This window comes from Gordonia sp. PDNC005, from assembly GCF_016919385.1.
In the GTDB taxonomy this organism is placed as follows: Bacteria; Actinomycetota; Actinomycetes; order Mycobacteriales; family Mycobacteriaceae; genus Gordonia.
Genome location: NZ_CP070351.1, coordinates 47636 through 69959 on the forward strand (window position 1 = coordinate 47636; position 22324 = coordinate 69959).

The 22324-nt window shown below is 66.3% G+C and carries 23 protein-coding genes and 1 tRNA gene; 17 read left to right on the forward strand and 7 right to left on the reverse strand.

Annotated features, from left to right (window positions below; genetic code table 11):
* Window positions 1–23 precede the first annotated feature (23 nt).
* From JVX90_RS00340 to JVX90_RS00395, 12 genes are read left to right on the forward strand one after another with little or no spacing between them, the layout of a single operon-like run.
* On the forward strand, window positions 24–611 hold the full coding sequence (locus JVX90_RS00340; protein WP_205330529.1) for a hypothetical protein: 588 nt from the start codon (window positions 24–26) through the stop codon (window positions 609–611).
* A complete protein-coding gene (locus tag JVX90_RS00345) occupies window positions 608–1411 on the forward strand; it encodes a hypothetical protein (RefSeq protein WP_205330530.1) in 804 nt (267 codons plus the stop codon). The genes JVX90_RS00340 and JVX90_RS00345 overlap by 4 nt, the downstream gene beginning before the upstream one ends.
* Window positions 1408–1824, forward strand: coding sequence for a hypothetical protein (locus JVX90_RS00350; protein WP_205330531.1), 417 nt, complete (start codon window positions 1408–1410; stop codon window positions 1822–1824). The genes JVX90_RS00345 and JVX90_RS00350 overlap by 4 nt, the downstream gene beginning before the upstream one ends.
* Complete coding sequence (locus JVX90_RS00355) at window positions 1821–2042, forward strand: hypothetical protein (RefSeq protein WP_205330532.1); 222 nt, start codon at window positions 1821–1823, stop codon at window positions 2040–2042. Before JVX90_RS00350 ends, JVX90_RS00355 begins: the two co-directional genes overlap by 4 nt.
* 20 nt (window positions 2043–2062) lie before the next feature.
* A complete protein-coding gene (locus JVX90_RS00360; protein WP_205330533.1) occupies window positions 2063–2494 on the forward strand; it encodes a hypothetical protein in 432 nt (143 codons plus the stop codon).
* A gap of 23 nt (window positions 2495–2517) precedes the next feature.
* Window positions 2518–3630, forward strand: coding sequence for a hypothetical protein (locus JVX90_RS00365; protein WP_205330534.1), 1113 nt, complete (start codon window positions 2518–2520; stop codon window positions 3628–3630).
* 20 nt (window positions 3631–3650) lie between these two features.
* Window positions 3651–3848 carry a hypothetical protein gene (locus tag JVX90_RS00370; RefSeq protein ID WP_205330535.1) on the forward strand — a complete coding sequence of 66 codons (198 nt, stop codon included), beginning with the start codon at window positions 3651–3653 and terminating at the stop codon, window positions 3846–3848.
* A gap of 59 nt (window positions 3849–3907) precedes the next feature.
* A complete protein-coding gene (locus JVX90_RS00375; protein ID WP_205330536.1) occupies window positions 3908–5467 on the forward strand; it encodes a peptidoglycan DD-metalloendopeptidase family protein in 1560 nt (519 codons plus the stop codon).
* Complete coding sequence (locus JVX90_RS00380; RefSeq protein WP_205330537.1) at window positions 5468–5716, forward strand: holin; 249 nt, start codon at window positions 5468–5470, stop codon at window positions 5714–5716.
* Window positions 5713–6165 (forward strand): hypothetical protein, encoded by a 453-nt coding sequence (locus JVX90_RS00385; protein WP_205330538.1) that lies wholly within the window; start codon window positions 5713–5715, stop codon window positions 6163–6165. The genes JVX90_RS00380 and JVX90_RS00385 overlap by 4 nt, the downstream gene beginning before the upstream one ends.
* On the forward strand, window positions 6162–6641 hold the full coding sequence (locus JVX90_RS00390; RefSeq protein WP_205330539.1) for a hypothetical protein: 480 nt from the start codon (window positions 6162–6164) through the stop codon (window positions 6639–6641). The genes JVX90_RS00385 and JVX90_RS00390 overlap by 4 nt, the downstream gene beginning before the upstream one ends.
* Window positions 6642–6696: 55 nt before the next feature.
* Window positions 6697–7593 carry a recombinase family protein gene (locus tag JVX90_RS00395; RefSeq protein ID WP_205330540.1) on the forward strand — a complete coding sequence of 299 codons (897 nt, stop codon included), beginning with the start codon at window positions 6697–6699 and terminating at the stop codon, window positions 7591–7593.
* Window positions 7594–7700: 107 nt separating this feature from the next.
* Here JVX90_RS00395 and JVX90_RS00400 read toward each other — a convergent pair.
* The 3 genes from JVX90_RS00400 to JVX90_RS00410 all read right to left on the reverse strand — a co-directional run bounded on the left by JVX90_RS00400 (window position 7701) and on the right by JVX90_RS00410 (window position 9923).
* Window positions 7701–7773 (reverse strand) — tRNA-Thr (locus tag JVX90_RS00400).
* A 68-nt stretch (window positions 7774–7841) separates the two neighbouring features.
* Complete coding sequence (locus JVX90_RS00405; protein ID WP_205330541.1) at window positions 7842–8705, reverse strand: arylamine N-acetyltransferase; 864 nt, start codon at window positions 8703–8705, stop codon at window positions 7842–7844.
* A gap of 33 nt (window positions 8706–8738) precedes the next feature.
* Entirely contained in the window at window positions 8739–9923 is a 1185-nt protein-coding gene (locus tag JVX90_RS00410) for an NADP-dependent malic enzyme (RefSeq protein ID WP_205330542.1), read from the reverse strand.
* A 171-nt stretch (window positions 9924–10094) separates the two neighbouring features.
* Here JVX90_RS00410 and JVX90_RS00415 point away from each other — a divergent pair, with 171 nt between their 5' ends.
* Together JVX90_RS00415 and JVX90_RS00420 are read left to right on the forward strand one after the other, a co-directional pair.
* Window positions 10095–10727, forward strand: a complete 633-nt coding sequence (locus JVX90_RS00415) for a GntR family transcriptional regulator (protein WP_205330543.1) — start codon at window positions 10095–10097, stop codon at window positions 10725–10727.
* On the forward strand, window positions 10724–11977 hold the full coding sequence (locus JVX90_RS00420; RefSeq protein ID WP_205330544.1) for an MFS transporter: 1254 nt from the start codon (window positions 10724–10726) through the stop codon (window positions 11975–11977). Before JVX90_RS00415 ends, JVX90_RS00420 begins: the two co-directional genes overlap by 4 nt.
* A 9-nt stretch (window positions 11978–11986) precedes the next feature.
* Here the strand turns inward: JVX90_RS00420 and galE are convergent, their stop codons facing one another.
* Window positions 11987–13006, reverse strand: coding sequence for a UDP-glucose 4-epimerase GalE (galE, locus tag JVX90_RS00425; RefSeq protein WP_205330545.1), 1020 nt, complete (start codon window positions 13004–13006; stop codon window positions 11987–11989).
* Window positions 13003–14043, reverse strand: a complete 1041-nt coding sequence (rfbB, locus tag JVX90_RS00430) for a dTDP-glucose 4,6-dehydratase (protein ID WP_205330546.1) — start codon at window positions 14041–14043, stop codon at window positions 13003–13005. The genes galE and rfbB overlap by 4 nt, the downstream gene beginning before the upstream one ends.
* Before the next feature lie 61 nt (window positions 14044–14104).
* On the opposite strand from rfbB, the gene rfbA reads away from it, so the two are divergent.
* From rfbA to JVX90_RS00445, 3 genes are all read left to right on the forward strand, one after another.
* Window positions 14105–14980: a glucose-1-phosphate thymidylyltransferase RfbA gene (rfbA, locus tag JVX90_RS00435; protein ID WP_205330547.1), complete on the forward strand. Its 876-nt coding sequence runs from the start codon at window positions 14105–14107 to the stop codon at window positions 14978–14980.
* Between the two features lie 2 nt (window positions 14981–14982).
* Window positions 14983–15567: a dTDP-4-dehydrorhamnose 3,5-epimerase gene (gene rfbC / locus JVX90_RS00440; protein ID WP_205330548.1), complete on the forward strand. Its 585-nt coding sequence runs from the start codon at window positions 14983–14985 to the stop codon at window positions 15565–15567.
* A gap of 101 nt (window positions 15568–15668) precedes the next feature.
* Complete coding sequence (locus JVX90_RS00445; RefSeq protein ID WP_205330549.1) at window positions 15669–16727, forward strand: alcohol dehydrogenase catalytic domain-containing protein; 1059 nt, start codon at window positions 15669–15671, stop codon at window positions 16725–16727.
* A 73-nt stretch (window positions 16728–16800) separates the two neighbouring features.
* Here the strand turns inward: JVX90_RS00445 and JVX90_RS00450 are convergent, their stop codons facing one another.
* Both JVX90_RS00450 and JVX90_RS00455 read right to left on the reverse strand, forming a co-directional pair.
* A complete protein-coding gene (locus JVX90_RS00450; protein WP_205330550.1) occupies window positions 16801–18159 on the reverse strand; it encodes a M1 family metallopeptidase in 1359 nt (452 codons plus the stop codon).
* A 209-nt stretch (window positions 18160–18368) separates the two neighbouring features.
* Window positions 18369–22262: a Pls/PosA family non-ribosomal peptide synthetase gene (locus JVX90_RS00455; RefSeq protein WP_205330551.1), complete on the reverse strand. Its 3894-nt coding sequence runs from the start codon at window positions 22260–22262 to the stop codon at window positions 18369–18371.
* Window positions 22263–22324 lie beyond the last annotated feature (62 nt).

Here is a 22324-nt window from a genome sequence, read left to right on the forward strand (position 1 = left end):
CCACGTTTCGTGAGGTGTGCTCGGTGGCTCGTCGCAAGAAGGACCCCATGCTGCGCGGCATCATCCGCGACGACAACGGTGTCGTCGTCGCCCGCCGCGCCAAGCATCCGTTGCAGCATCTGCTGACGGCGATTCCCGCGGACTCCCCGGATTACCCGGATGCGCAGATTCCGCCGATGAATCTGCCTGACGAACTCAAGCAGCTCGTTGCGGTCCATGTCTTCGACAACCTGTATCCGGGTATTCCGGCGCCGCCGGAGCCGGGTGAGACGTGGACGGTTACGTCGTCGACTGGGGCTGAGTTCACGATCGGGTCGTCGACGTACCGTCTGGTCAATCCGTCGGGCGACAGCATGCCGATGGGCGGCAACGGCGAGACGTGGCTCGCGCACGCGATCCCCGGTGAGGCTGCGGTCCCGGACGAGGTCGTCGACATGACGGCGGTCCCCGAGGTCGATGACCTCTCGGAGGCTGAGTTCGAGGCGCTGCAGGCGCGGGTGATGCAGCGTATCGAGGACGAGGCGCGTGTCTCGGCGATGGACGCGCAGGCCCGCCCGGAGAAGCCGGACTGGCAGAAGTGGCGTGAAGAGAAGTTCGGCGGTGACGCGTGACTTCACCGGACCGGGTACGGCCGGACTCGACGCAGGTCGCGACGTCGGTCGGCCCGTACTACCAGAACGCCAACAACGCGGCGATCGGCGCTGCGAAGAACCAGTGGATGAAGGACGGCGCGGAGAACGTTCGCGAGAACCTATTCTTCAAACTCCTGTCCGGGTTCCCGAACGTCGCGGGTGTCGTCGGCGACGGCATCGCCGCCATCATCGAGGCGATCACTGGCGTCCACGGAGGTGACCTCGGAGACCTTGATCTGTGGTCATCGGGGATGGCTGACGAGCTTCAGAACCAGCAGGATTCGCTGCAGGTCTTGGAAGGGATTCGGGCTCGCGGAGTTGCCTACATTCCGTCGTCGCTCGAAGAATCGTTCTCATCGTCATTCACCCGAGCGAGGTTCTCTTCATCGGTCGGCCCGGTGATCGGGATGACTTTCAGCCCGTCGACATATGAGTTCGTGTTGTCGTCGCGAGGCGCATATGAGGTGTCGACACGAATGCAGTTCTCGTGGGTGACGTTTACCGATCGGCGAGTTTGGTGCGACATCGTTGTTCGGGCACCGAACGGGTCGGAGTTCCACCGCGCACCTTTCGTGACAAAGACTCCCGATGTCGAGTGGATCGGACCTATTCCGAAAACCGACAACTATCAGACGATTAGCCACATCACCAACTTCATCGTTCCGGCCGCCGGGTACCGCGTTTCTATCGAGGCAAAGGCCGCGTCGACTCGAGGAATTCTTACGGGATATGGGCTGACGGAGTTCACGGTCAATAAGTGGAGTTCGGAGACATCATGACGATTCTGTTCGACAAGATCACCGACGTTGCAGGTGCCGACGAGTACACGCCGCTCGTGTTCTGGGCGCCGGACCTTCGGGAGAACGACAGCCTAGACGGAATGGTGACGCCGAAGCGGCACTACGTGCATGCGGTCGACGGCGCGTTCACCACACCAGATCTCGACGTCGGGCCGTGCATGGTGCAGATCGGCATGATGCAGTACGCGTTCACGGTGCCGCAGTCGTCGGCGCCGGTCCGATTGTGGCCGCTCGTTGATGCCGGGATGCCGCAGCCTCCGGTTGGTAGTCCTGGGTTCATCCGCAACGGCGGCGGAGTAGCTATCGCCAAGGCTGTCACGGCTGCGCAGTACGCGACGCTGACGGTGGACCCGGCGACCCTGTACGTGATCGTCGAGGAGGAAACGCCATGACCGATGTACCTGTCCTGTTCTCGTCAGGCCGACCGGCTGGCCGCACAATTCTCACGGTTCGCACTGGGGACGCGTCGACGACAGCGACCGATATCAACCTGCAGAACGTGACGCTAGTTCGTATCTGGCCCGACCACACTCTCGCAGCGTTCAATACCGCGGGCGACGTGCTCGCATTCTTCCGACCAGGTACGTACTGGTCGATCCTCTGGCAGTAACCGATTAAGGAGAAATGATCATGGCTGTTTCAGCGAAGCTGTACGCGAATGTCCACAAGTCGATCGCCAACAAGGAGATCGAACTCGACAATGACACGATCAAGGTGATGCTGTGCACCTCGGCGTACACGCCGAACCAGGGCACTCACCAGTACAAGTCGAGCGTGACGAATGAGATCACGGGTACCGGCTACACCGCCGGTGGAGTGACTCTCCAGAACGTCGTGGCGGTAACGACGGGCAACGTTTTCAAGTTCGACGCCGACGACGTGTCGTGGCCATCGTCGACGCTCACAGCCCGGTACGCCGTCATCTACGACGCGACACCGGCATCGGATGCGTCGCGCCCGCTGATCGGCTACGTCGACTTCGGTGCTGACGTGTCGACGACCTCGGGCACCTTCCAGATCGTGTGGAACTCCAGCGGCATCGTCAATCAGACTGTCGCCTGACCGATAGAGGGAGGTGAGCGCGGGTGCCGCTCGCACAGAACAGTCGCGGTGTCCGTGGCCTCATCTACGTCGACGAGCTCGGCGTACCCCACACGATCCTGCTCGCTTACCTCGGCGACAAGGTCGTGTGGGACGGGCACATTAACGAGACGCTGCAAGTCCCGGCCCTGGCCGGGCAGTCAGTTTTCCCGACGCCTGTCGTGTCGGCGGATGCGCTTATCGTTGTTCCGCTGGTGGTTGGCGCTGCGGACTTCCCTGCACCTGACCTCGTATCGGGTGGGGTGACGATCCGACCTGACGTGCTCATTGGCGATGCTGTGGCGTTCGCCCCGGTGCTGCACTCCGATCACACCCTCGATGTCACCCCTGCTGTGTCGATGGCCGAGATGCCCGTGCCGGAGGTGCGGGTCGTGTTCGGGGTGACGCCGGACAGCATGATCGCTACGTCGGTCATGCACGCACCTGTCGTGACTGGTGATGCGTTGGTCGCGGCGCCGGTCTTGGTGGGTGTCGCGGAGATGTTCCCGCCGATCGTCGGGTCGTGGGCGATCGTAGATGCCCCGGTCATGGTCGCCTCGGCCACAGCTGCTCTGCCTACAGTGTCGGCGTCGGCTCGAGTCGATGCCGAGGTTGCATCGTCGACTGCGGCGGCGTTGGTTCCCTCGGTATCCGCCGGGTCTCGGGTCGATGCGGAAGTGTCGACCGCGACGGCTCAGGCTCCTGTCCCAACTGTGTCGGGTGGCGGATTCTCGCGGCAGAAGATGGTCAAGTCCGGCGACATCCAGGCCGACCAGAACCCCGTCACTGGCTGGGTGTCCGACGGTACGTATCCGGCGACGATCGCCAGCAACAAACTCGTGGTCGCCGGAGGTGGCCCCGCGACAGTGAACGCTGTCGTCGACGGTCGTTCGGCCAACGGCTGGGGCTACTCGACGTACGGCCGCCTGTACGTCAACGGTTCGCAGGTCGCGTCAGTTACGTGGGCCAACACCGCGGCCCGCGCGACGAAGACGGTGACGTGGTCAGGAACGGTTGCGGCTGGCGCGCTCATTCACATCGAGTGGACGAACACCAGCAACATCGCGGGCGACCCGCTGTACGGCGGAACGAGCTACGTTGAGGTCGTCCCAACCTGACCACCGGTAGCGTCTCACGCATGATCGATGTCGAGCTCCACGGCGGACCTCACGACGGGCGACGCCACAACGCCGTCGCACTCGACGCCGTCCTCCGCGTGCCGACCGTCGAACGCAACGCCGACGAGTCGATGCCGGACGTGACATACGCCGCTTACCAGCACCTCGGTCGGTACGCGCGCGACGGCGTCCCCATCTTCGACCACACCCGCGAGTAACCTCGACACCAAGCTGACTGGCGGTTGGGCCGAGCACTCTCATCGAGGAGTCGCACGGCATGCGCTACCGCCCGATCTCGCCCACCATCCCCGTCACCTCCGGCTTCGGCCCGCGGTGGGGAACCCAGCACAACGGCATCGACTACGGCGCACCAGTCGGCACGCCGATTTACGCCGCCGCCGACGGCATCGTCATCGAGGGCAAGGACCGCACCGGCGTCCAGGGCTTCGGATCGTGGATCTGGATCGACTGCCAGCAGTCAGAGGGCGTCGACCTGATCTACGGTCACGTCCGCCACTCGGGCATCCTCGTCCGCGCTGGCGACCGTGTGAAGGCGGGGCAGCAGATCGGTGTGTCGGGCAACGAAGGCGACACGACCGGCCCTCATCTGCACTTCGAGGTGTGGTCACCGCCGGGCCGACAGGGTGGTCGGGCGATCGACCCGGCGCCGTGGCTCGCTGGCGCGGCCGACCCGACGAAGGCGAAGCCGTCGACTCCTCCCACATCTCCGGGAGGTTCCTTCATGGCTCCACCGTTCAAGTCCATCTCGATGCTCGGGTCGTCGCACCAGCCGCGCACCCGATCGCCGATCAACTTCCTTCTGCACACAGAGCAGGGCGGCGGCACCAACCCGCTGACCGATGCTGAGCGGCTGGCCCGCTACTGCAACAACACCGGCAACGGCGTCAGCTACCACTACGCACTGCGGGCCGGTCGCCTCGTCCAGATGGTGCCGCTCAACCGAGCGTCGTGGTCGGTGCTCGACGCCAACGCGTACACCGTCAACCTGTGCTTCGCCGGATCGTATGCAGAGTGGACCCGCGAGCAGTGGATCGAGAATTGCCGTGACGACATTCGCATCGCCGCGTACATCGCGGTCCGTGACTGCAAGGCGCTCGGTATCCCGCTCACCGTGATCGCTCCGCCGTACCAGCGTGGATCTGGTATCAGCGATCACGCCTACGTCACCCGCGCACTCGGTATCGGAACGCACACCGACGTCGGTCGGTTCTTCCCGTGGGACCTGTTCGCGGTCGATGTCCGCGCCTTCGCCAACCCTGCGCCGGTGCCGAATCTCATCGACGCCGAAGCGTGGCGAGCACAGACGTGGATCGGCAAGCGCCTCGCCGCCGCTGGCACTGCGGGGGAGTCGATCATCCGGCAGGGCGGCAAGGAGATCGGCCGGTTCGTCGCCTACGAGCATGGACACATTTACTGGCGGTCCGGTGCCGACACTGCAGTCGCGGTGCCTCACGCGGACCCGGCGATCCCCGGCTCAGGTCTGTTCGAGACGTGGGGTGCCGACTACGGGTACGAGCGTGGGTTCGGGTTCCCGAAGCTGGCACACGCGGTCGTCACCAACGGTGCGGTGCAGACGTTCGACGACGGGATGCTGTTCCGCAAGAACGGCAGCGCCCGGGGCTGGCGGGTGCACGGCCGGATCCTGGAGGCGTACGCCGCGTACCGCTATGAGCAGGGCCCGCTGGGCTGGCCGGTCGGCGACGAGCGCGCGGTCGCCGGGACCGATAACCGTGAGCAGCTGTTCGAGCATGGACGGTTGGTGTGGTCGCCGACTGGAGTCGTAGCGCTCCTTGACCAGGTGAAGGCGGTGGCCTGAATGTGGACAGCAAGGTTCTGGCGGGACGCTGTCGAGCGTGCGGTCAAGACGGGCGCGCAGGCGCTGGTCGCGCTGTTCGTGACGGGTGCAACGATCCTGACGATCAACTGGGCCGACGCGCTCGCCGTGGCCGGAACGATGATGCTCGCGTCGCTGCTGACGTCGATCGTGTCCAGCGGCATCGGCAACCCGACCACAGCCGCCGCGCTCCCGGCGCCGCCGGGACGTCACCGAAAGTCCGGCGAGTGATCCGCCGTGGCGACTGGGTGCCGCTGCTCCCGAAGTTGGCGCGTATCGCTGTCGTGTCGGCGGTCCCGGCCGAGCTCATCATCCGAGGCGCGGACTACGTCCTCCCCGGCGAGGGGAGCTCTCACCAACTGACGGTCGTCGAATCAGCGATGCCACTGTGGGTATGGGGAACTCTGTGCCTGGGATTCGGGCTGACGCAGGCCGCCGGACTCCTCGGCCGGTGGCGGCGCGTGACCGCCGCCGCACTGTGGTTGGGCGGAGTCCTCTACGTCGCGCTCGCCGCCGGCCAGTGGTGGGCTGTCGCCGACGTCCCGTTCCTCGACGGTTTCCGAGGGCCGGGGATCGTATCGATCTTCTGCCTCGCGCAGCTCGGAATGGGTGCCGGGTACTCGCTGCAGCCGGACGAGCGTGACGTCCAAAAGGCTGTCGAGAACGGGGAGACCCCATGAGCGCCATTGTGTCCGCCCCGTCGATGAGCGGAATGGAGTCCGCCCCATGGTGGGTTGTCGCGATCTTCCTCGTCCTCGGCTTCGGTGTGCCGGCGGCAGGTACAGAGAAGGCGGCGACCCTGCCTGGCATCCTCGGGGCGGGTGGCCGGTGGTGGCAGGGCCGGAAGGCACGACGTCGAGCTGAGGCCGTCGAGGAAGCGCAGGCGGCAGCGGAACTGTCGGCGTCAGAGCGTGTGGCGGACAAGGAGATCAAGCGACTCGAAGCCGCGTACGGCCGTCTGGCGAAGGACTGTGAGGAGCGGGCTACGCAGACCGAGGCGCGCGTCGACGAACTTGAGCGACGGATCACGACGTCGGAGCGGCGGTTCTACATTCTGCTGGGCTACCACCGTCGGGTCGCGGACTCTCATCTGCAGCACGCGCCGGGGGTTCCTCTGCCTGATGTTCCACCAGAATTGGTGGAGTTCCTCGGCTAGCAGTCAAGGGGGATATAGTGCATGGCATGCACTGTATCCCCCTTTTGGTAGCGGCATGAGCCGCGCGTACGGATGGACCGCAGACGGCTCCGTCGACTCCGTCGAAGCCGATGAGCTCCGCGACATGGCCGAGTGGATCGTCGGCGGCGGCAGTGGTAAGTCACTCGTCGCCCGTCTCAACGCTGACGGCGTCCGGACCGTGTCGGGGAAACCTTGGTCGGCACCGGTCATTAAACGCGCGTTGACCAACCCTCGGATCGCCGGCAAGCAGGTGACGAAGGACGGCGCGCTGGTCGACAACCCGAACGTCGAGCCGATCCTCGACGAACGTCTGTGGAAGCGGGTGTGCGATCGCTACGCGGACCCGGACCGTCAGCAGTTCGTGTCGCGCCGCGCGAACTCGGAGCCGTGGCTCCTGTCGGGGATGGTGCGGTGCGGGCACTGCGGTGGCCCGATGTACCCGCACTGGAACGGCAACTACAAGACAGTCAGCGCGCGGTGCGGGCAAGTCGTCATTCAGCAGAAGCCCATGCTCCGCGAGGTCGTCGAACAGGTCCTCGCTCGGGTGACGTCGCCGATGTGGCTGGACGCGCTCGCGGCCGCCGAAGACAACGGTGCCGATCACTACCGCGCTGTGATCGACATGTCGGAGGAGCGGACTGCCGCGATCATGGTCGACTACGGTGCCGGGCGGATCGACAAGTCAGTGGCCGATAGTGCTGTCGCTGCGGCTGCGAAGGTGAAGGCGGAAGCCGAGCAGAAGATCGCCGAGATCGGTTTTGCTACTGGTCTGCCAGCCCGGCCGACCGCGGACGACGTGATCGCGTGGTGGGAAGCTGCGAGGGAGCGTGACCGCCGCGCACTGGTGCAGGTCGTCGTGGATTCGGTGACGGTCACCAAACCGGAGGACGCAGACTCGTTGCCCGACCGCGTGAGGATCACCTGGAAGTGAACGTGCTTCGTTTGGATTCGTGCCAATTCCTGGGATATTCCCGGGATCGCGGGTGGAGATAATAAGCGACGCAGGTCAGAAATAGCTTCTGACCTGCGTCTTAGTTGAGCCGCCTGACGGAATCGAACCGTCGACCTAGTCATTACGAGTGACTCGCTCTACCGACTGAGCTAAGGCGGCGTGCTGCCCATGACAGGCAGCGGAGACGATGCTACCGAGTCGATGGGCTCAGGAGCAAAACGGGGTCGTCACTCCTCGCTCGGCGACCGTCGTGCGGCCTCGATCTCGACAAGCGCCGCCGCGTCGTCGGAGGTCAGAGTGATGCCGAAGGTGCCGGCGAGGACATCGGGAACCTCGGGCGCCGGAACGCTGCGCGACGCAGAAGAACCGTCGGGACGGACAGTGGTCAGCGTGTCGCCGTCGAGAGCGTGGTGCTCGTCGGGGGTGAACCGCTGGATGAACGGTCGCGCGACGAACGGCGATCGTGGTGAGGTCGACACGAAATGGTTGCCGACGCGGTAGTCGATCGGAGTCTGCGGTGCCAGCGTGAAGACGTGACGGTCGATCCATCTCTCGTCGTGCTGCCACAGCGTCCACCGGTCGGTGCTGAACAGGTCGCCGATCGGATCGGAGGAGAGCCGGAAACGCCAGCCGTCCTGATCGGTCTCGACCCCGTCGCGCAGTTCGATGGGGACGAGTGGGCCGCGACCGAACCCGACGTCGCACAGGTATCGAATGCCACTGACCTCGACGACGACGAGAGCGTGGGTGGCCGGCCGGCTCGACCAGTCTGCACCGAGCGAGACACGTCCGATGATCGGCGTGAAGACGAAGCCGATCCGCTCCAATGCGGCGGCGAACAGGACGAAGTGCTCGAAGCAATAGCCTCCACGCTCGGACCGGACCAGCTTGTGTTGGACCGATTGCAGGTCGAGCGGGATGCCACGCCCGAGGATGATCTCGAGGTTCTCGAACGGGATCGACGTCGTGTGAAGGCGGTGAAGGCGTTCGAGGGTACCGAGGGTCCGCGACGGTTCGCCGTCGAAACCGATGCGCCGCAGGTATCCGGGCAGATCGAGGTCGGTGCCGCTCCACAGTCCCATGCCTGCCATTGTGCCCGGCCGGGGCTGTGGAGCGCGAGGAGATTACTTGGCGACGCCCTCGGCGCGAGCTGCGTCGGCGACGGCCTTGGCGACGGCGGGGGCCACCCGTGGATCGAGCGGGCTCGGGACGATGTGGTCGGCGGCGAGATCGTCGCCGACGACGCCGAAGATCGCGTCTGCGGCGGCGAGCTTCATGCCCTCGGTGATGCGTCGTGCGTCGGCGTCGAGTGCGCCGGCGAACACGCCGGGGAAGGCGAGGACGTTGTTGATCTGGTTCGGGAAGTCGCTGCGGCCGGTGGCGACGACGGCGGCGTGCTTCGCCGCGACGTCGGGGTGGATCTCTGGATCGGGATTCGACAGCGCGAAGACGATCGCGTCGTCGTTCATCGATGCGATGAAGGCCTCGTCGATGAGCCCGGCCGAGACGCCGAGGAACATGTCCGCGCCATCCAGTGCCTCAGCGGCGCCACCGGCGAGCCCACGTGGATTGCTCCACTCCGCGAGGTCCGTCTTGAATTCGTTGAGGTCGGCGCGGTGAGAGCCGACGATGCCCTTCGAGTCGAGAACCACGATGTCGGGGACGCCGGCGGCGCGCAGGATGTTCGCGCATGCCACGCCCGCGGCGCCTGCACCCGAGATGACAACTTTCAAGGTTGTGATGTCCTTGGCGAGGTGCGTGAGTGCACCCTTCAGCGCTGCGAGGACCACGATCGCCGTGCCGTGCTGGTCGTCGTGCATCACCGGGCAGTCGAGTGCCTCGATGACACGGCGTTCGATCTCGAAGCATCGCGGCGCCGAGATGTCCTCGAGATTCACGGCGCCGAAGCTCGGCCGGAGGCGGATCAGCGTCTCGACGATCTCGTCGGGATCGGTGGTGTCCAGGACGATCGGGATCGAATTGAGTCCCGCGAACGTGCGGAACAGTGCCGACTTGCCCTCCATCACCGGGAGCGAGGCACGCGGGCCGATGTCGCCGAGCCCGAGCACGGCGGTGCCGTCGGAGACCACCGCGACCAGGCGTTTGGTCCACGTGTACTTGTCGACCAGCGCCGCGTCCGTTGCGATCGCGCGCGAGACCTGAGCGACGCCCGGCGTGTACGCGATTGAGAGCGCACGCTGAGTGTCGATCGGCGCACTGAGTTCGACGGACAGTTTCCCGCCCTCGTGGGCGCGGAAGATCTCGTCGTCGGTGATCGGCGTGGGCTGCCCGGGGGCGGTGTTTGTCACGAACTTCTCCTAGACGTCCGGCCTCGACCGGGGGTGATTCGACGAGTGATGTGGTCTACATCGCTGATGGTTGCGCTGATTCTGTCACCCGTGGCGGCGCGGTGCCCGGTCAGGTGGCCGGGTCGGGTCCCGCCATGACGGCCTGTCCCGGTTAGGATCTATCTTGTGTCTATGACGTATTCGGCCGCGGACCGGGTGTACACCGACGTGAAGGAGCTGATCCTCACCGGCGGTCTCGCCGGGGGCGAGCTGATCAGCGAGGGGGAGATCGCGGAACGGTGCTCCGTGAGCCGGACCCCGGTTCGTGAGGCGTTCCTCCGTCTCTCCGCCGAAGGCTGGATGCGCCTGTATCCGAAACGCGGGGCGCTCATCGTGCCGATCGGCGATCGGGAAGCACGCGACGTGCTCGACGCCCGCATCGCCATCGAATCCCACGCCGCACGGTCCGTTGTCGCCCGGCCGACCGAACTGGCTCAGCTCAGTGAGCGCCTTCGGGAGAATCTCGCGCAGCACTCCGACGTGAGCCGGTCGGACACGGCGGAGTTCGCTCGTCTCGATGCGGAGTTCCACCAGCTGATCGTGGCCGCCGGTGGGAATGCGATCCTCAGCGACGTCTACGTCTCCCTCGGCGAGCGGCACCGCCGAATGACGGCGAGTCGACTGCAGGCGGTCGCCGATGTCGCCGACACGATCCTCGACGATCACGCTCGTCTTGCCGAGGCGATCACTGACCCGGAGTCGTTCACCGAACTCCTCATCACGCACCTCTCAACCGTTCACGACCTTCCCGGAGGACTCCGATGAGCCGATCGCGCATGGCGGGCTGGCCCGCCGTTTCGCTCGCAGTGTTCGCCGCGGCCTGGGGCGGCAACGAGTTCACCCCGCTCCTCGTCATGTACCGCACAACGTCGAGCATGTCGGCTGTCGCGGTCGACCTGCTGCTGTTCACCTACGTGCTCGGCATCGTCCCCGCGCTGCTGATCGGCGGGCCGCTGTCAGACCGGCTCGGACGCCGTCCGCTGATGCTGCCGTCTCCGGTGATCGCGGCAGCCGGATCGCTGCTCCTCGCATTCGGAGCACACTCAGTAGCGCTCCTCGCCGTCGGGCGGGTGCTCAGCGGGATCGCGCTGGGTCTCGCGATGGCCGTCGGCGGCAGCTGGATCAAAGAACTGTCCGACCGCGACGGTGCCACGACCACCGCGGGCGCCCGTCGCGCAGCACTGTCGCTGACCTCGGGATTCGGCATCGGCGCAGGCGTGGCCGCGATTCTCGCTCAGTGGGCTCCGTGGCCGAACCAGCTGTCGTACGCGGTCAACATCGCACTCTCCGTGGTCGCGTTCGCGGCGCTGCTCCGAGCGCCGGAATCGCGCGCTGCTCAGCACACCGGACGAACCCTCCGAGAAGAGCTGTCGATTCGGTCGGCGAAACACCCCCGATTCTGGGTGATGGTCGCCCCCGTGGCTCCGTGGGTGTTCGGCGCATGTGCCGTCGCCTACGCGGTGATCCCGGCTTTCATGACTGAGAAGACGTCGAGTTGGTCCATTGCGTTCGCAGGACTCTGCTGTGTCGTCGGCCTCGCCGCCGGCTTCGGCATCCAGACCCTCGGCAAACGATTCGACAAGCCCGGCTCACCGCGGATCATGGTGGTCGCGTTGAGCTTCGTGGTCGTCGGCCTGGCACTCGCCGCCGCGGCCTACACGACACTGTCGATCCCGCTCGCGCTCGTCGCCGCAGCGGTTCTCGGATGCGGCTACGGGATGGCGCTGATCGCCGGCCTTCTCGAAGTCCAGCGGATCGCCCGACCGAGCGAGCTCGCCGGTTTGACCGCGGTGTTCTACAGCCTGACCTACCTGGGCTTCGCTTCACCCGCGGCGATGGCGGCTGTCACGTCGGCATTCCCATCGATCGACTACCCGGAGATGTTCGGCTTCGGGATCGTCATGGCTCTCCTCGCGGTGATCGTCGTGGTGATCGGCAACCGCACGTCGATCGCCGGTCCGCACACCGTCCGCCCGCGCGAGACCGCGGTGGAGTTGGAGTCGGTGGACGCCTGAAAGGCTGCGTCAGGCGTCGGGGAAGCCGTTGGGGTTCTTCGACTGCCAACGCCAGGTGTCGACGCACATGTCGTCGATGGTGCGGATCGCTTTCCAGCCGAGTTCGTCATTGGCCTTGGAGGGATCCGCCCAGTAGGCGGGCAGATCACCGGGGCGGCGGGGGACGACCTCGTAGGGTATGTCCCGGCCGCTCGCCCGGGAGAACGCGTTGACAACGTCGAGCACCGAGACGGCCGACCCGCTGCCGAGGTTCCACACCGAGAGCGGATCGTCGCCCGCCGCGATCGTGTCGAGAGCCGCGAGATGGCCGGACGCGAGATCTTCGACGTGGATGTAGTCGCGCACGCCGGTGCCGTCGGGAGTGTCGTAGTCGTCGCCGAACACCGACAGCTTCTCGCGTCGTCCAACTGCGACCTGGGAGACGAACGGCATCAGATTGTTGGGCAGGCCGTTGGGATCCTCGCCGATCTCGCCGCTCGGGTGCGCACCCACCGGGTTGAAGTAGCGGAGCAGGGCGATGCGCCAGGAGTCGTCCGCGACGGCGACGTCGCGCAGAATCTGTTCGATCATCACCTTGGTCCACCCGTACGGGTTGGTGGCCGACGTCGGCATGTCCTCCGTGCGTTCACAGACCGGGTTCTCGCCGTACACGGTGGCCGACGAGGAGAACACGAACGTCCGGACACCGTGACGGTCCATCGCCTGCAGTACCGACAGCGCTGTGTCGATGTTGTTGCGGTAGTAGGAGATCGGCTTGGCGACAGACTCGCCGACGGCTTTGAAGCCGGCGAAGTGGATCACGGCGTCTATGTCCTCGGACGCGAACAGGCCGTCGGTGGCCTCCTCGTCAGTCAGATCCACTGTGTACACGGTGACGGGTTTCCCCGACAGCGACACCAGCCGCGAGATGATGCTGGGTTTGGCGTTGCTGAAGTCGTCGGCGATCACCACGTCGTGGCCTGCGGCGAGAAGCTGCAGGACGGTGTGGGAGCCGATGTAACCTGCACCTCCGGTGACGAGGACTCTCATCGTGCTCCTTCGGGGTCGATGGTCTGTTGGGCGGGGTCGATGGTCTGTTGGGTCAGTGCGTACGAGCGTTCCACGCCGTCCTTGACGTCTGCCCACCAGTCGCTGTGCGTCCGGTACCAGTCGATGGTCGCGGCGAGGCCCGCCGAGAAGTCGGTGTATGCGGGTGTCCATCCGAGTTCGGTACGCAGTCGAGTGGAATCGATGGCGTATCGGCGGTCGTGGCCTGCACGGTCGGTGACGAAGTCGAACGCGTCGCGCGGCTGCCCGAGCGCTTCGAGGATCGCTTCGACGACGGTCCGGTTGTCGACCTCGCCGTCGGCGCCGATCAGGTACGTCTCACCGGAGACACCGCCGTCGATGATGGTCCAGACGGCGTCGTTGTGGTCGTCGACGTGTATCCAGTCGCGGACATTGCGGCCGTCGCCGTACAGCTTGGGCCGCACGCCGGTCAGCACGTTGGTGATCTGCCGGGGGATGAACTTCTCCACGTGCTGGTACGGGCCGTAGTTGTTGGAACAGTTGGAGATGGTCGCGATGATCCCGAACGATCGGACCCAGGCTCGGACCAGCAGGTCGCTGCCGGCCTTGGTGGAGCTGTACGGGCTGGACGGGTTGTACGCGGTCTCTTCGGTGAAGCGAGCGGGATCGTCGAGGTCGAGGTCGCCGTACACCTCGTCGGTACTGACGTGGTGCAGTCGGACTCCGTGGCGTCGAACCGATTCCAGGAGGGTGTACGTCCCGACCAGATTGGTCTGCACAAAAGACGACGGGTCGGCGAGCGAGTTGTCGTTGTGCGACTCTGCGGCGAAATTGACGACGACGTCCGTCGCGGCGATCAGCGGATCGACGACTGCTGCGTCGGCTATGTCGCCGCGTACCACCCGGACGCGGTCGGCGACCGGAGCGAGGGTCGACGGATTGGCGGCATAGGTGAACTTGTCGAGGACCGTCACTTCGACGTCGGAACGGGTCGCCAAGGTGCGGAGGACGAAGTTCGCTCCGATGAACCCGGCCCCGCCGGTCACCAGAACACGCATGAAAGATCTCCGTAAAGTGTGGCTTCGAATAGTGCTTCAACTGTACCGATAGGGTTGGACCATGCGCGGAATCATCCTTGCCGGTGGCACCGGGTCGCGTCTGCACCCGATCACGCAGGGCGTCAGCAAGCAGCTCGTGCCCGTCTACGACAAACCGATGATCTACTACCCGCTGTCGACCCTGATGCTCGCGGGCGTGCGCGACATCCTCGTCGTGACCACACCGCACGACAGCGCGTCGTTCCAGTACCTCCTCGGAGACGGCTCTCAGTTCGGCGTTCGCATCACCTACGCGGTACAGCCCGAACCGAAAGGCCTCGCGCAGGCATTCATCCTCGGCGCCGATCACATCGGCGACGACACGGCAGCACTCGTCCTCGGCGACAACATCTTCTACGGCCCCGGCCTGGGCAGTCGGCTGCAGGGGTTCGGCGACGTCGACGGCGGAGCGATCTTCGCCTACCGCGTCGCCGATCCGACCGCATACGGGGTCGTCGAGTTCGACGCCGACGGGACCGCGATCTCTCTTGAGGAGAAGCCGACTGAACCGAAGTCGCGGTACGCGGTTCCCGGCCTGTACTTCTACGACAACAACGTCGTCGACATCGCACGCGGTCTCGAGCCGTCGGCGCGCGGCGAATACGAGATCACCGACGTCAACGCCGAGTACCTGCGGCGCGGCAAGCTCAACGTGACCGTTCTGCCCCGGGGGACGGCCTGGCTCGACACCGGTACTTTCGACTCCCTGCTCGACGCGGGGAACTTCGTCCGCACCGTCGAGGAGCGGCAGGGCTTGAAGATCGCCGTGCCGGAGGAGATCGCGTGGCGACTCGGGTACATCGACGACGCTCACTTGCGCGACCGCGCCGAGGCGCTCGTGAAATCGGGGTACGGCACGTACCTGTACGACCTGCTCGATCGTGGACGGGAGCTGTAAACGTGAAGGTTCGCGAACTGTCGATCGCGGGGGCGTGGGAATTCACGCCGGTCCAGCACGGCGACGACCGCGGCGTCTTCCTCGAAGCGTTCAAGGCCGATGTCCTGTCCGGGCTGGTCGGCCACCGGTTCGAGCTCGCTCAAGTCAACACATCAGTCTCGGCGGCCGGAGTGCTGCGCGGCATCCACTTCGCCGACGTCCCGCCGGGACAGGCGAAGTATGTGACGTGCACTGTCGGCGCGATTCTCGACGTGATCGTCGACATCCGCGTCGGTTCACCCACCTTCGGGGAGTGGGACGCGGTGCTGCTCGACGACGTCGACCGCAAGGCGGTGTACCTGTCCGAAGGGCTCGGTCACGGGTTCTGCTCGTTGGCGGACGGCTCCACGGTCACTTACCTGTGTTCGACGGGCTACAACCCGACAGCCGAACACGGCGTGAATCCGCTCGACCCCGGTCTCGGCATCGATTGGCCGACTGTCGCACGCGACGGAACTCCGCTTGAGTACGAGCTCTCCGCGAAGGACGTCGCCGCTCCGACGCTCGCCCAAGCAACCGCCGACGGTCTGCTCCCCGCGTTCCACTGACCGGCCGGCGCGGTGACTGCTGAGTGGGACAGCGGGTGCCGCAGCGTTCGTACACCGGCCAGAATCCTCCTCAACTGCCGTTCGACGAGGAGGTTCCAGCCATGAGGTCATTGTTGCTGTACGGAGCGCAGGACGCGCGTGTTGTCGACGTCCCCGAACCGGAGGCGGGTCCGGGCCAAGTCAAGATCAGGGTCGAATGTGCGGGCATCTGCGGAAGTGATCTGTCCCTGTTCGAGTACTCGCCGATCCCGAGCGACTTCGTTCATCCGCTGCTCTGCACTCACGGACCGCATGCATTGGGGCATGAGTTTGCGGGACGTGTGGTCGCCGTCGGCGACGGAGTGGACGACCTTCCGCTCGGCACGCTGGTGGCGATCCGTCCGAACGTGTTCGACGGGACGTGTGCCCCGTGTTCGAGGGGCGAGGTGAACCTCTGTGAGAAGGGCGGGTTCATCGGGGTCTCCGGTGGTGGTGGCGGATTCAGCGAGTACGTCGTCGCCGGGCGTGACGCGGCCTATCCGATGCCGGATGAACTCGGTGCGGAGGTCGCCGCAATGGTCGAATCGACGACGGTGGCCTGGCACGCGGTGAAACAGTCCCGCGCGCAGGAGGGGTCGAGTGCGCTTGTGATCGGTGCAGGCCCCGTCGGGCTGGGACTGGTGGCCTGTCTCAAGGCTCGTGGAGTCTCCACGATCCACGTCAGCGAACCCAGTGCAGCGCGTGGCCGACTCGCCGCCGACATGGGCGCGATGGTGCACGATCCGACTGTCGATGACGTCGTCGCTCGGCTCAGCTCGGAGGGCGGCGTGGACGTGTCGTTCGACGCGTCCGGCGTGGGGCAGCCCACCTACGACACCGCGCTGCGGTCGTTGCGGCCCGGCGGAACGTCGGTCGTCGTGGCGATGTTCCACGACACGGTTCAGGTCAATCTGCAGGAGTACATGGTCTCGGAGAAGAAGCTGGTCGGCTCCATGGCGTACACGGCTGACGACTTCGCCGAGGTGGTCGATGCGGTCACCTCGGGAGTCCTCGATCCGCGCCCGCTCATCACCAGCAGGATCGCCCTCGAAGACGTGGTGTCGCAGGGGCTCGAGCATCTTCTCGGCACCGGGCGGAACACCGAGGTCAAGGTCCTCGTCTCACCGGGTGACGTCGCCTGAGCGTTCTCGTGCCGCAACGTTGGCGGCGTTTTCCAGTCCCACGATGGAAAAACGCCGCCAACGTTGGCCGGAGTCAGGCGTGCGGCCGGAGAGTCGGGAACGGTGGCAGTTCAATCGTGTACAGCCAGTCGTGCCAGATGTCGCCGAGCGGGGCCGTGGTGAACGTCGACGCGAGAGCGACGAAGTCCTCGGTCGTCGCCGTGCGGTATCGGTACTTGTCCGTCCACCGCCGTAGCAGCGCGAAGAATTCGCCGTCTCCGATGCGCAGGCGGAGTGCATGCAGAGTGATGGCACCGCGCTTGTACAGCCAGTCGTCGAACATCTGCGCAGGTCCGGGGTCTGCGAGCGGTGTGGTGAACCGAGTCTGCCGCAGTTTCTCGTAGTAGTGGCGGGCCCATTCGTCGGCTGAGCGGCCCCCGCTGTGTTGGCTCCAGAGCCACTCCGAGTAGCAGGCGAAACCCTCGTGCAGCCAGATGTCCTGCCAACGCGCACACGTGACGGAGTTTCCGAACCACTGATGTGCGAGTTCGTGCGCGATGAGTCTCTCGTGGTCGAGGGTGCCGTCGCAGTGGTTGGCGCCGAAGGTAGAGAAGCTCTGGGCCTCCAGCGGGATGTCGAGTTCGTCGTCGGTCACGACGGCGGTGTACTGGGCGAACGGGTATGGCCCGAACATCTCGGTGAACGCGTCGACCATCTTCACCTGGCGCGCAAAACTCACTGTGAAGTTCGATGCCAGGCGCTTCGGGAAGAGCGCGTGGACGGCGACGTCGCCCGCGGACAGTTCACGTCGTTCGTACTGGCCGATCTGGATGGACGCGAGGTAGGTCGACATCGGCTCCACCTGGTCGTACACCCATGTCGTCATCGCGGCGCGGCGCTGCTTCGAGACGAGCCGGCCGTTCGCGAGCGCGTAGTAGGGACTGTCGGTGGTGATCTCGATGTGGAACGGGGCTTTTGCCTCGGGATGGTCGTCGCAGGGGAACCACGACGACGCGCCGTTCGGCTGGTTCGCGCAGAGGGCCCCGTCGTTGAGCTCCTCCCATCCGACCGTGCCCCACTGACTGCGGATCGGTCGAGGGTTTCCGTTGTAGCGCACCACAACGGTCATCGCGCCGCCCGGCGGGATCGGTTCGCTCGGCGTCACCGACAGCTTCCCGGTGCGGTGTGAGAATCGCACTCGGGCGCCGTTGACCGTCACTCGATCGACGCGAAGCGAGGTGGCGAGGTCGAAGGTGAACCGGGTCAGGCGTTGGTACGACGTCGCGGTGATCGTCGCGACTCCGGCGAGTCGATTGCTCGAGACGCGGTAGTCGAGCACCAACGCATAGCGCGAGATGCGGTACCCGAGGTTGCCGGTCCGCGGCAGGTACGGATCGAGTTCGTGGTGGCCTCCGGCTAGCGTCGGCTCCTGCGTGTTCCGTTTGCTCGGCACTACCTCTCCGTCTGTTGTTCGCGGTCGGCGTCAATGCTACCGGCGCGTGGTCCTCCCGGCGCGCCGACGCCGACGAGAACGGCCCAACCGAACAGCGGAGTGCAGACGCGGACGCGCAGTCGTGCGGCGAGCGGCGGTGCCGGCCGCCTGCTCACATGGTGAGCAGATGTGCATCTGCAATAGGTGGTGAGGAATCAGAGTGGACGGCGCTACGGGTTCCACGGTGCGATCGGGTTGCCCTGCCAGGTGGTGTGGGCCGGGACCACGTCGCCGCGCATCACGAGTGATGCGGGACCGACGGTCGCCGATTCGCCGATGCCCGACGCCGGTAGTGCGACGCAGTGCGGGCCGAGCGTGGCGCCTGCGCCGAGTCGGACGCTGTCGATGGCCATCACCCGGTCGTGGAACAGGTGCGTCTGGACAACGCAGCCGCGCTGCACGTTCGCACCGTCGCCGAGTTCAACGAGATCGGCTTCAGGCAACCAGTACGACTCACACCACACACCGCGACCGATCTTCGCGCCGAGAGAGCGGAGCCACAGATTCAGCACAGGGGTGCCGGTGGCCGCGTTTGCGAACCACGGTGCGGCGACGGTCTCCACGAAGGCGTCGGACAGTTCGTTGCGCCACACGAACGAACTCCACAGCGGGTGCTCCGAGGTGCGGATGGGGCCGACGACCGTCCACTTGGCGATGCAGGCGACGGCGCCTGCGACGGCACCCGCCGCGAGCAGCACCAGGCCGCTGATCAGGGCAGCGATCACTACGCCGCGCTTGTCGGCGGTGATCTGAAGTGCGAACAGAACGGCGACGCCGATCGTGAACGACACCATGACCGCGACGAGACGAAGCGTCTCGACGACGCTCCGCGCCACCTTGACCCCGAATCCCGGAGCAAATGTGCGCGACGAGTCGGTCTCGGCCGCGGTCCGACGCAGACGGACCGGCGGGCTGCCGAGCCAACTCGAACCACTCTTCGCCTTCTGAGGCGCCGCTGACAGCACGGCCACCAGACCGTTCTTGGGGACCTTGCGGTCCGGGGCGATCATGCCCGAGTTGCCGAGGAACGCGCGCTTGCCGACCTTCGCCTCACCGATCCGCATCCAGCCGCCGCCGAGTTCGTACGACGCGACGAGCGTGTCGTCGGCCAGGAACGAGTCGTCGCCGACAGTGGTGAACTTGGGGATCACAAGCGCTGTCGAGATCTCGGTGCCCTTGCCGATGGAGGCGCCGAGCGCGCGGAACCACCACGGCGTCAGCAGGCTCGCATACAGCGGGAACAGGTACGTGCGGGCGGCGTCCATCATGCGTTCGGTGATCCACACCTGCCAGCCCACGCGGGAGCGGACCGGGTGGACTCCGGCGGTCATGCCGATCGACGCGAGCCGCACGATGATCAGGGTGAGAATCGCGAACACGGCCATCGCGGCGAGGGCGCCGGCCGGCGCGAGCGCCAACATCCGCCACGTCGCCGTGCGCAGCCGGTCTGCCGACAGTGCCCAGCTGCTCGCGACGGCCAGCCCTGCGGCGAGTGACACCAGGGGGACACCGGAGATGGCGAGCGCCGTCAGGCCGTACACGGCCACCCACCAGCGTCGCGGTTGCGGGCGTTCCTTCGGCCACTCCGACTTGGCCTTGCCGAGCTTCACCGCCGGGGAGCCGCCCCAGCGCTGACGAGATTTCACCTTGCCGACAACGGCCGAGCCTGGATCGACGATGGCGTCGCGGCCGACGATCGCGCCGGGAAGCAGGGTCGATCGGCTGCCGACAGTGGCACCGGGCTTCACAACAATCTCCCCGATGCGGAGGACGTCGCCGTCGAGCCACCAACCTGCGAGGTCGACTTCCGGCTCGATCGCCGCACCGTCGCCGATGCGGAGCAGGCCGGTCACGGGCGGCAGTGAATGCAGGTCGACGCCCTCGCCGATCGTCGCGCCGAGCGCACGTGCCAGCGTCGACATCCACGGTGCGCCCGACAGGTTGTGGGCGCCGCTCGCCGCCATGAGACGTTCGGCGGTCCAGAGTCGGATGTGGACGCCGCCGCCACGCGGATAGTCACCAGGGCGGACACCCACGAGGAGGAGGCGAGCGCCGACTGCCGCGATGGTCATGCGACCCAGCGGCGTGACGAAGACGATGAATGCGGCGAGCAGGGCCCACCAGTTCACCGAGATCAGCCAAGGCGCGTCGTAGCCGAGCGCGTCGGCCACGACGCGACCGATGTTGTTCGCGACGCCGAGCCAGGTGACCCACTGGACGCCGGTGAGAGTGGCGAGGGGGATCGATGCGACAGTCTGCGCGATTCCCGTCGACAGCGGCACGGGCTTGACCACTCTCGGTTCGACGGCCGCTGACGGGTCGAGAGCGTCGAGCATCTCCGCGAGCGAACCGAGTCGCGGATGGTCGTAGAGGTCGGCGACGGTGATCTCCGGGTACCGACTGCGCAGCGCCGTCACCAGCTGGGCCGCAGACAGTGACCCGCCGCCTTCGGCGAAGAAGTCGGCCTTCGCGCTGCCGACGGTCACGCCGAGGACGCTCGCCCACTGCTCGGCGAGCCAGCCTTCGGTGCCGGAGAGATCGGACGGCCCGTCGCCCGCGTCGGTACCTGCGACCGGCCAGGGGAGGGCGTCGCGGTCGACCTTGCCGGACGTGCGCGTCGGGAGCTCATCGAGGAGGACGAGGCGGGGCACGAGAGCTGCGGGCAGTTCGTCGCGCAGTCGGGCCTGTGCAGCGGCGATGTCGAAGTCGGATTCGGTAGACGCGAGGTAGCCGACCAGAATCGACGACCCCGATCCGGTCTTGCGGACCGCGGTTGCCGCGCCGCTCACACCGGGCAGATTCTGCAGTGCGTTGTCGACCTCGCCGAGCTCGATACGTCGTCCGCCGATCTTCACCTGATCGTCGGCACGCCCGACGAACAGCAGACCGCGGCGGTCGAGCGTCACGATGTCGCCGCTGCGGTATGCGCGTTCCCAACCGAGCGTCGGTGCGGGAGCGTACTTCTCGGCATCCTTCTCAGGGTCGAGGTAGCGAGCCAGGCCGACTCCGCCGATCACCAGCTCGCCCGACTCGCCTTCGGCGACGGGCTCGCCGTTCGGGTCGACGACGGCGAGGTCCCAACCGATGAGAGGAAGTCCGATGCGGACCGGTTCCCCGCGACGCAGCGGCGAAGCGCAAGCGACGACGGTCGCCTCAGTGGGCCCGTAGGTGTTCCAGACTTCGCGCTCCTCGGTGGCCAGACGGTCCGAGAGTTCCGGAGGGCAGGCCTCGCCCCCGAAGATCAGGAGTCGAACTGCTTCGACGGCCTCGGCGGGCCACATCGATGCGAGAGTTGGCACTGTCGAGACGACGTTGATGTCCCGCTTCACCAGCCACGGGCCGAGGTCCATGCCGGAGCGGACCAGGGCGCGGGGTGCGGGAACCAGGCATGCGCCGCTTCGCCAGGCCAGCCACATCTCTTCGCACGAGGCGTCGAACGCGACCGAGAGTCCGGCGAGAACCCGGTCGCCGGGGCCGAGCGGCTCGTCCTGGAGAAAGAGCGCGGCTTCGGCATCGACGAACGCGGCGGCGTTGCGGTGCGTCACCGCAACGCCCTTCGGCTTGCCGGTGGAGCCGGAAGTGAAGATGATCCATGCGTCGTCCGTCTGCGTGGCGGGGGAGGTGCCGACCGGTGCGACGGGCCCGTCGAGCGGCGCCGTCGCATCGCGGCCCGACTGCGGATGAACGCCGTCGGCGTCGAACAACGCGTCGATGTCGGCCTCGCCGAACACGAGGTTCGCGCGCTCGTCCGGGTCGTCGGCGTCGACCGGCACATAGGCCGCGCCGGCCCACAGGGTCGCGAGGATCGCGATGTAGAGGTCGCGGGATCCGGACGGCATGCGCACGCCGACGCGGTGACCACGTCCGACGCCGATGGCGGAGAGTCGACCGCTGACACGGCGGACCAGTGCGATCAGTTCTGAATAGGTGACGAGTTGATCGCCGTCGTCGATGGCGGGCGCGTCGGGGTACGTGCGCGCGGTCTCGGCGAGGACATCGCAGAGTGTTCGTCCGGCCGGCGCTCGATCGCCGAGAAGGAACTCCGCTGGAATCGGCACGTGCATGTCCTCCGAGGATCGAAACTGGGTCGGGTGACGCGCACGAGTACCGCGTCGCAGTCATTTTG

Excerpts from the sequence above, each read along its gene's own strand:
- JVX90_RS00390 (WP_205330539.1), top strand. The coding sequence starts at position 6,162 with ATGAGCGCCATTGTGTCCGCCCCGTCGATGAGCGGAATGGAGTCCGCC.
- JVX90_RS00415 (WP_205330543.1), top strand. The coding sequence starts at position 10,095 with ATGACGTATTCGGCCGCGGACCGGGTGTACACCGACGTGAAGGAGCTG.
- JVX90_RS00455 (WP_205330551.1), bottom strand. The coding sequence starts at position 22,262 with ATGCACGTGCCGATTCCAGCGGAGTTCCTTCTCGGCGATCGAGCGCCG.
- JVX90_RS00445 (WP_205330549.1), top strand. The coding sequence starts at position 15,669 with ATGAGGTCATTGTTGCTGTACGGAGCGCAGGACGCGCGTGTTGTCGAC.
- JVX90_RS00350 (WP_205330531.1), top strand. The coding sequence starts at position 1,408 with ATGACGATTCTGTTCGACAAGATCACCGACGTTGCAGGTGCCGACGAG.
- JVX90_RS00355 (WP_205330532.1), top strand. The coding sequence starts at position 1,821 with ATGACCGATGTACCTGTCCTGTTCTCGTCAGGCCGACCGGCTGGCCGC.
- JVX90_RS00395 (WP_205330540.1), top strand. The coding sequence starts at position 6,697 with ATGAGCCGCGCGTACGGATGGACCGCAGACGGCTCCGTCGACTCCGTC.
- JVX90_RS00370 (WP_205330535.1), top strand. The coding sequence starts at position 3,651 with ATGATCGATGTCGAGCTCCACGGCGGACCTCACGACGGGCGACGCCAC.
- JVX90_RS00420 (WP_205330544.1), top strand. The coding sequence starts at position 10,724 with ATGAGCCGATCGCGCATGGCGGGCTGGCCCGCCGTTTCGCTCGCAGTG.
- JVX90_RS00405 (WP_205330541.1), bottom strand. The coding sequence starts at position 8,705 with ATGGCAGGCATGGGACTGTGGAGCGGCACCGACCTCGATCTGCCCGGA.
- JVX90_RS00380 (WP_205330537.1), top strand. The coding sequence starts at position 5,468 with ATGTGGACAGCAAGGTTCTGGCGGGACGCTGTCGAGCGTGCGGTCAAG.
- galE (WP_205330545.1), bottom strand. The coding sequence starts at position 13,006 with ATGAGAGTCCTCGTCACCGGAGGTGCAGGTTACATCGGCTCCCACACC.
- rfbA (WP_205330547.1), top strand. The coding sequence starts at position 14,105 with ATGCGCGGAATCATCCTTGCCGGTGGCACCGGGTCGCGTCTGCACCCG.
- rfbB (WP_205330546.1), bottom strand. The coding sequence starts at position 14,043 with ATGCGTGTTCTGGTGACCGGCGGGGCCGGGTTCATCGGAGCGAACTTC.
- JVX90_RS00375 (WP_205330536.1), top strand. The coding sequence starts at position 3,908 with ATGCGCTACCGCCCGATCTCGCCCACCATCCCCGTCACCTCCGGCTTC.
- JVX90_RS00360 (WP_205330533.1), top strand. The coding sequence starts at position 2,063 with ATGGCTGTTTCAGCGAAGCTGTACGCGAATGTCCACAAGTCGATCGCC.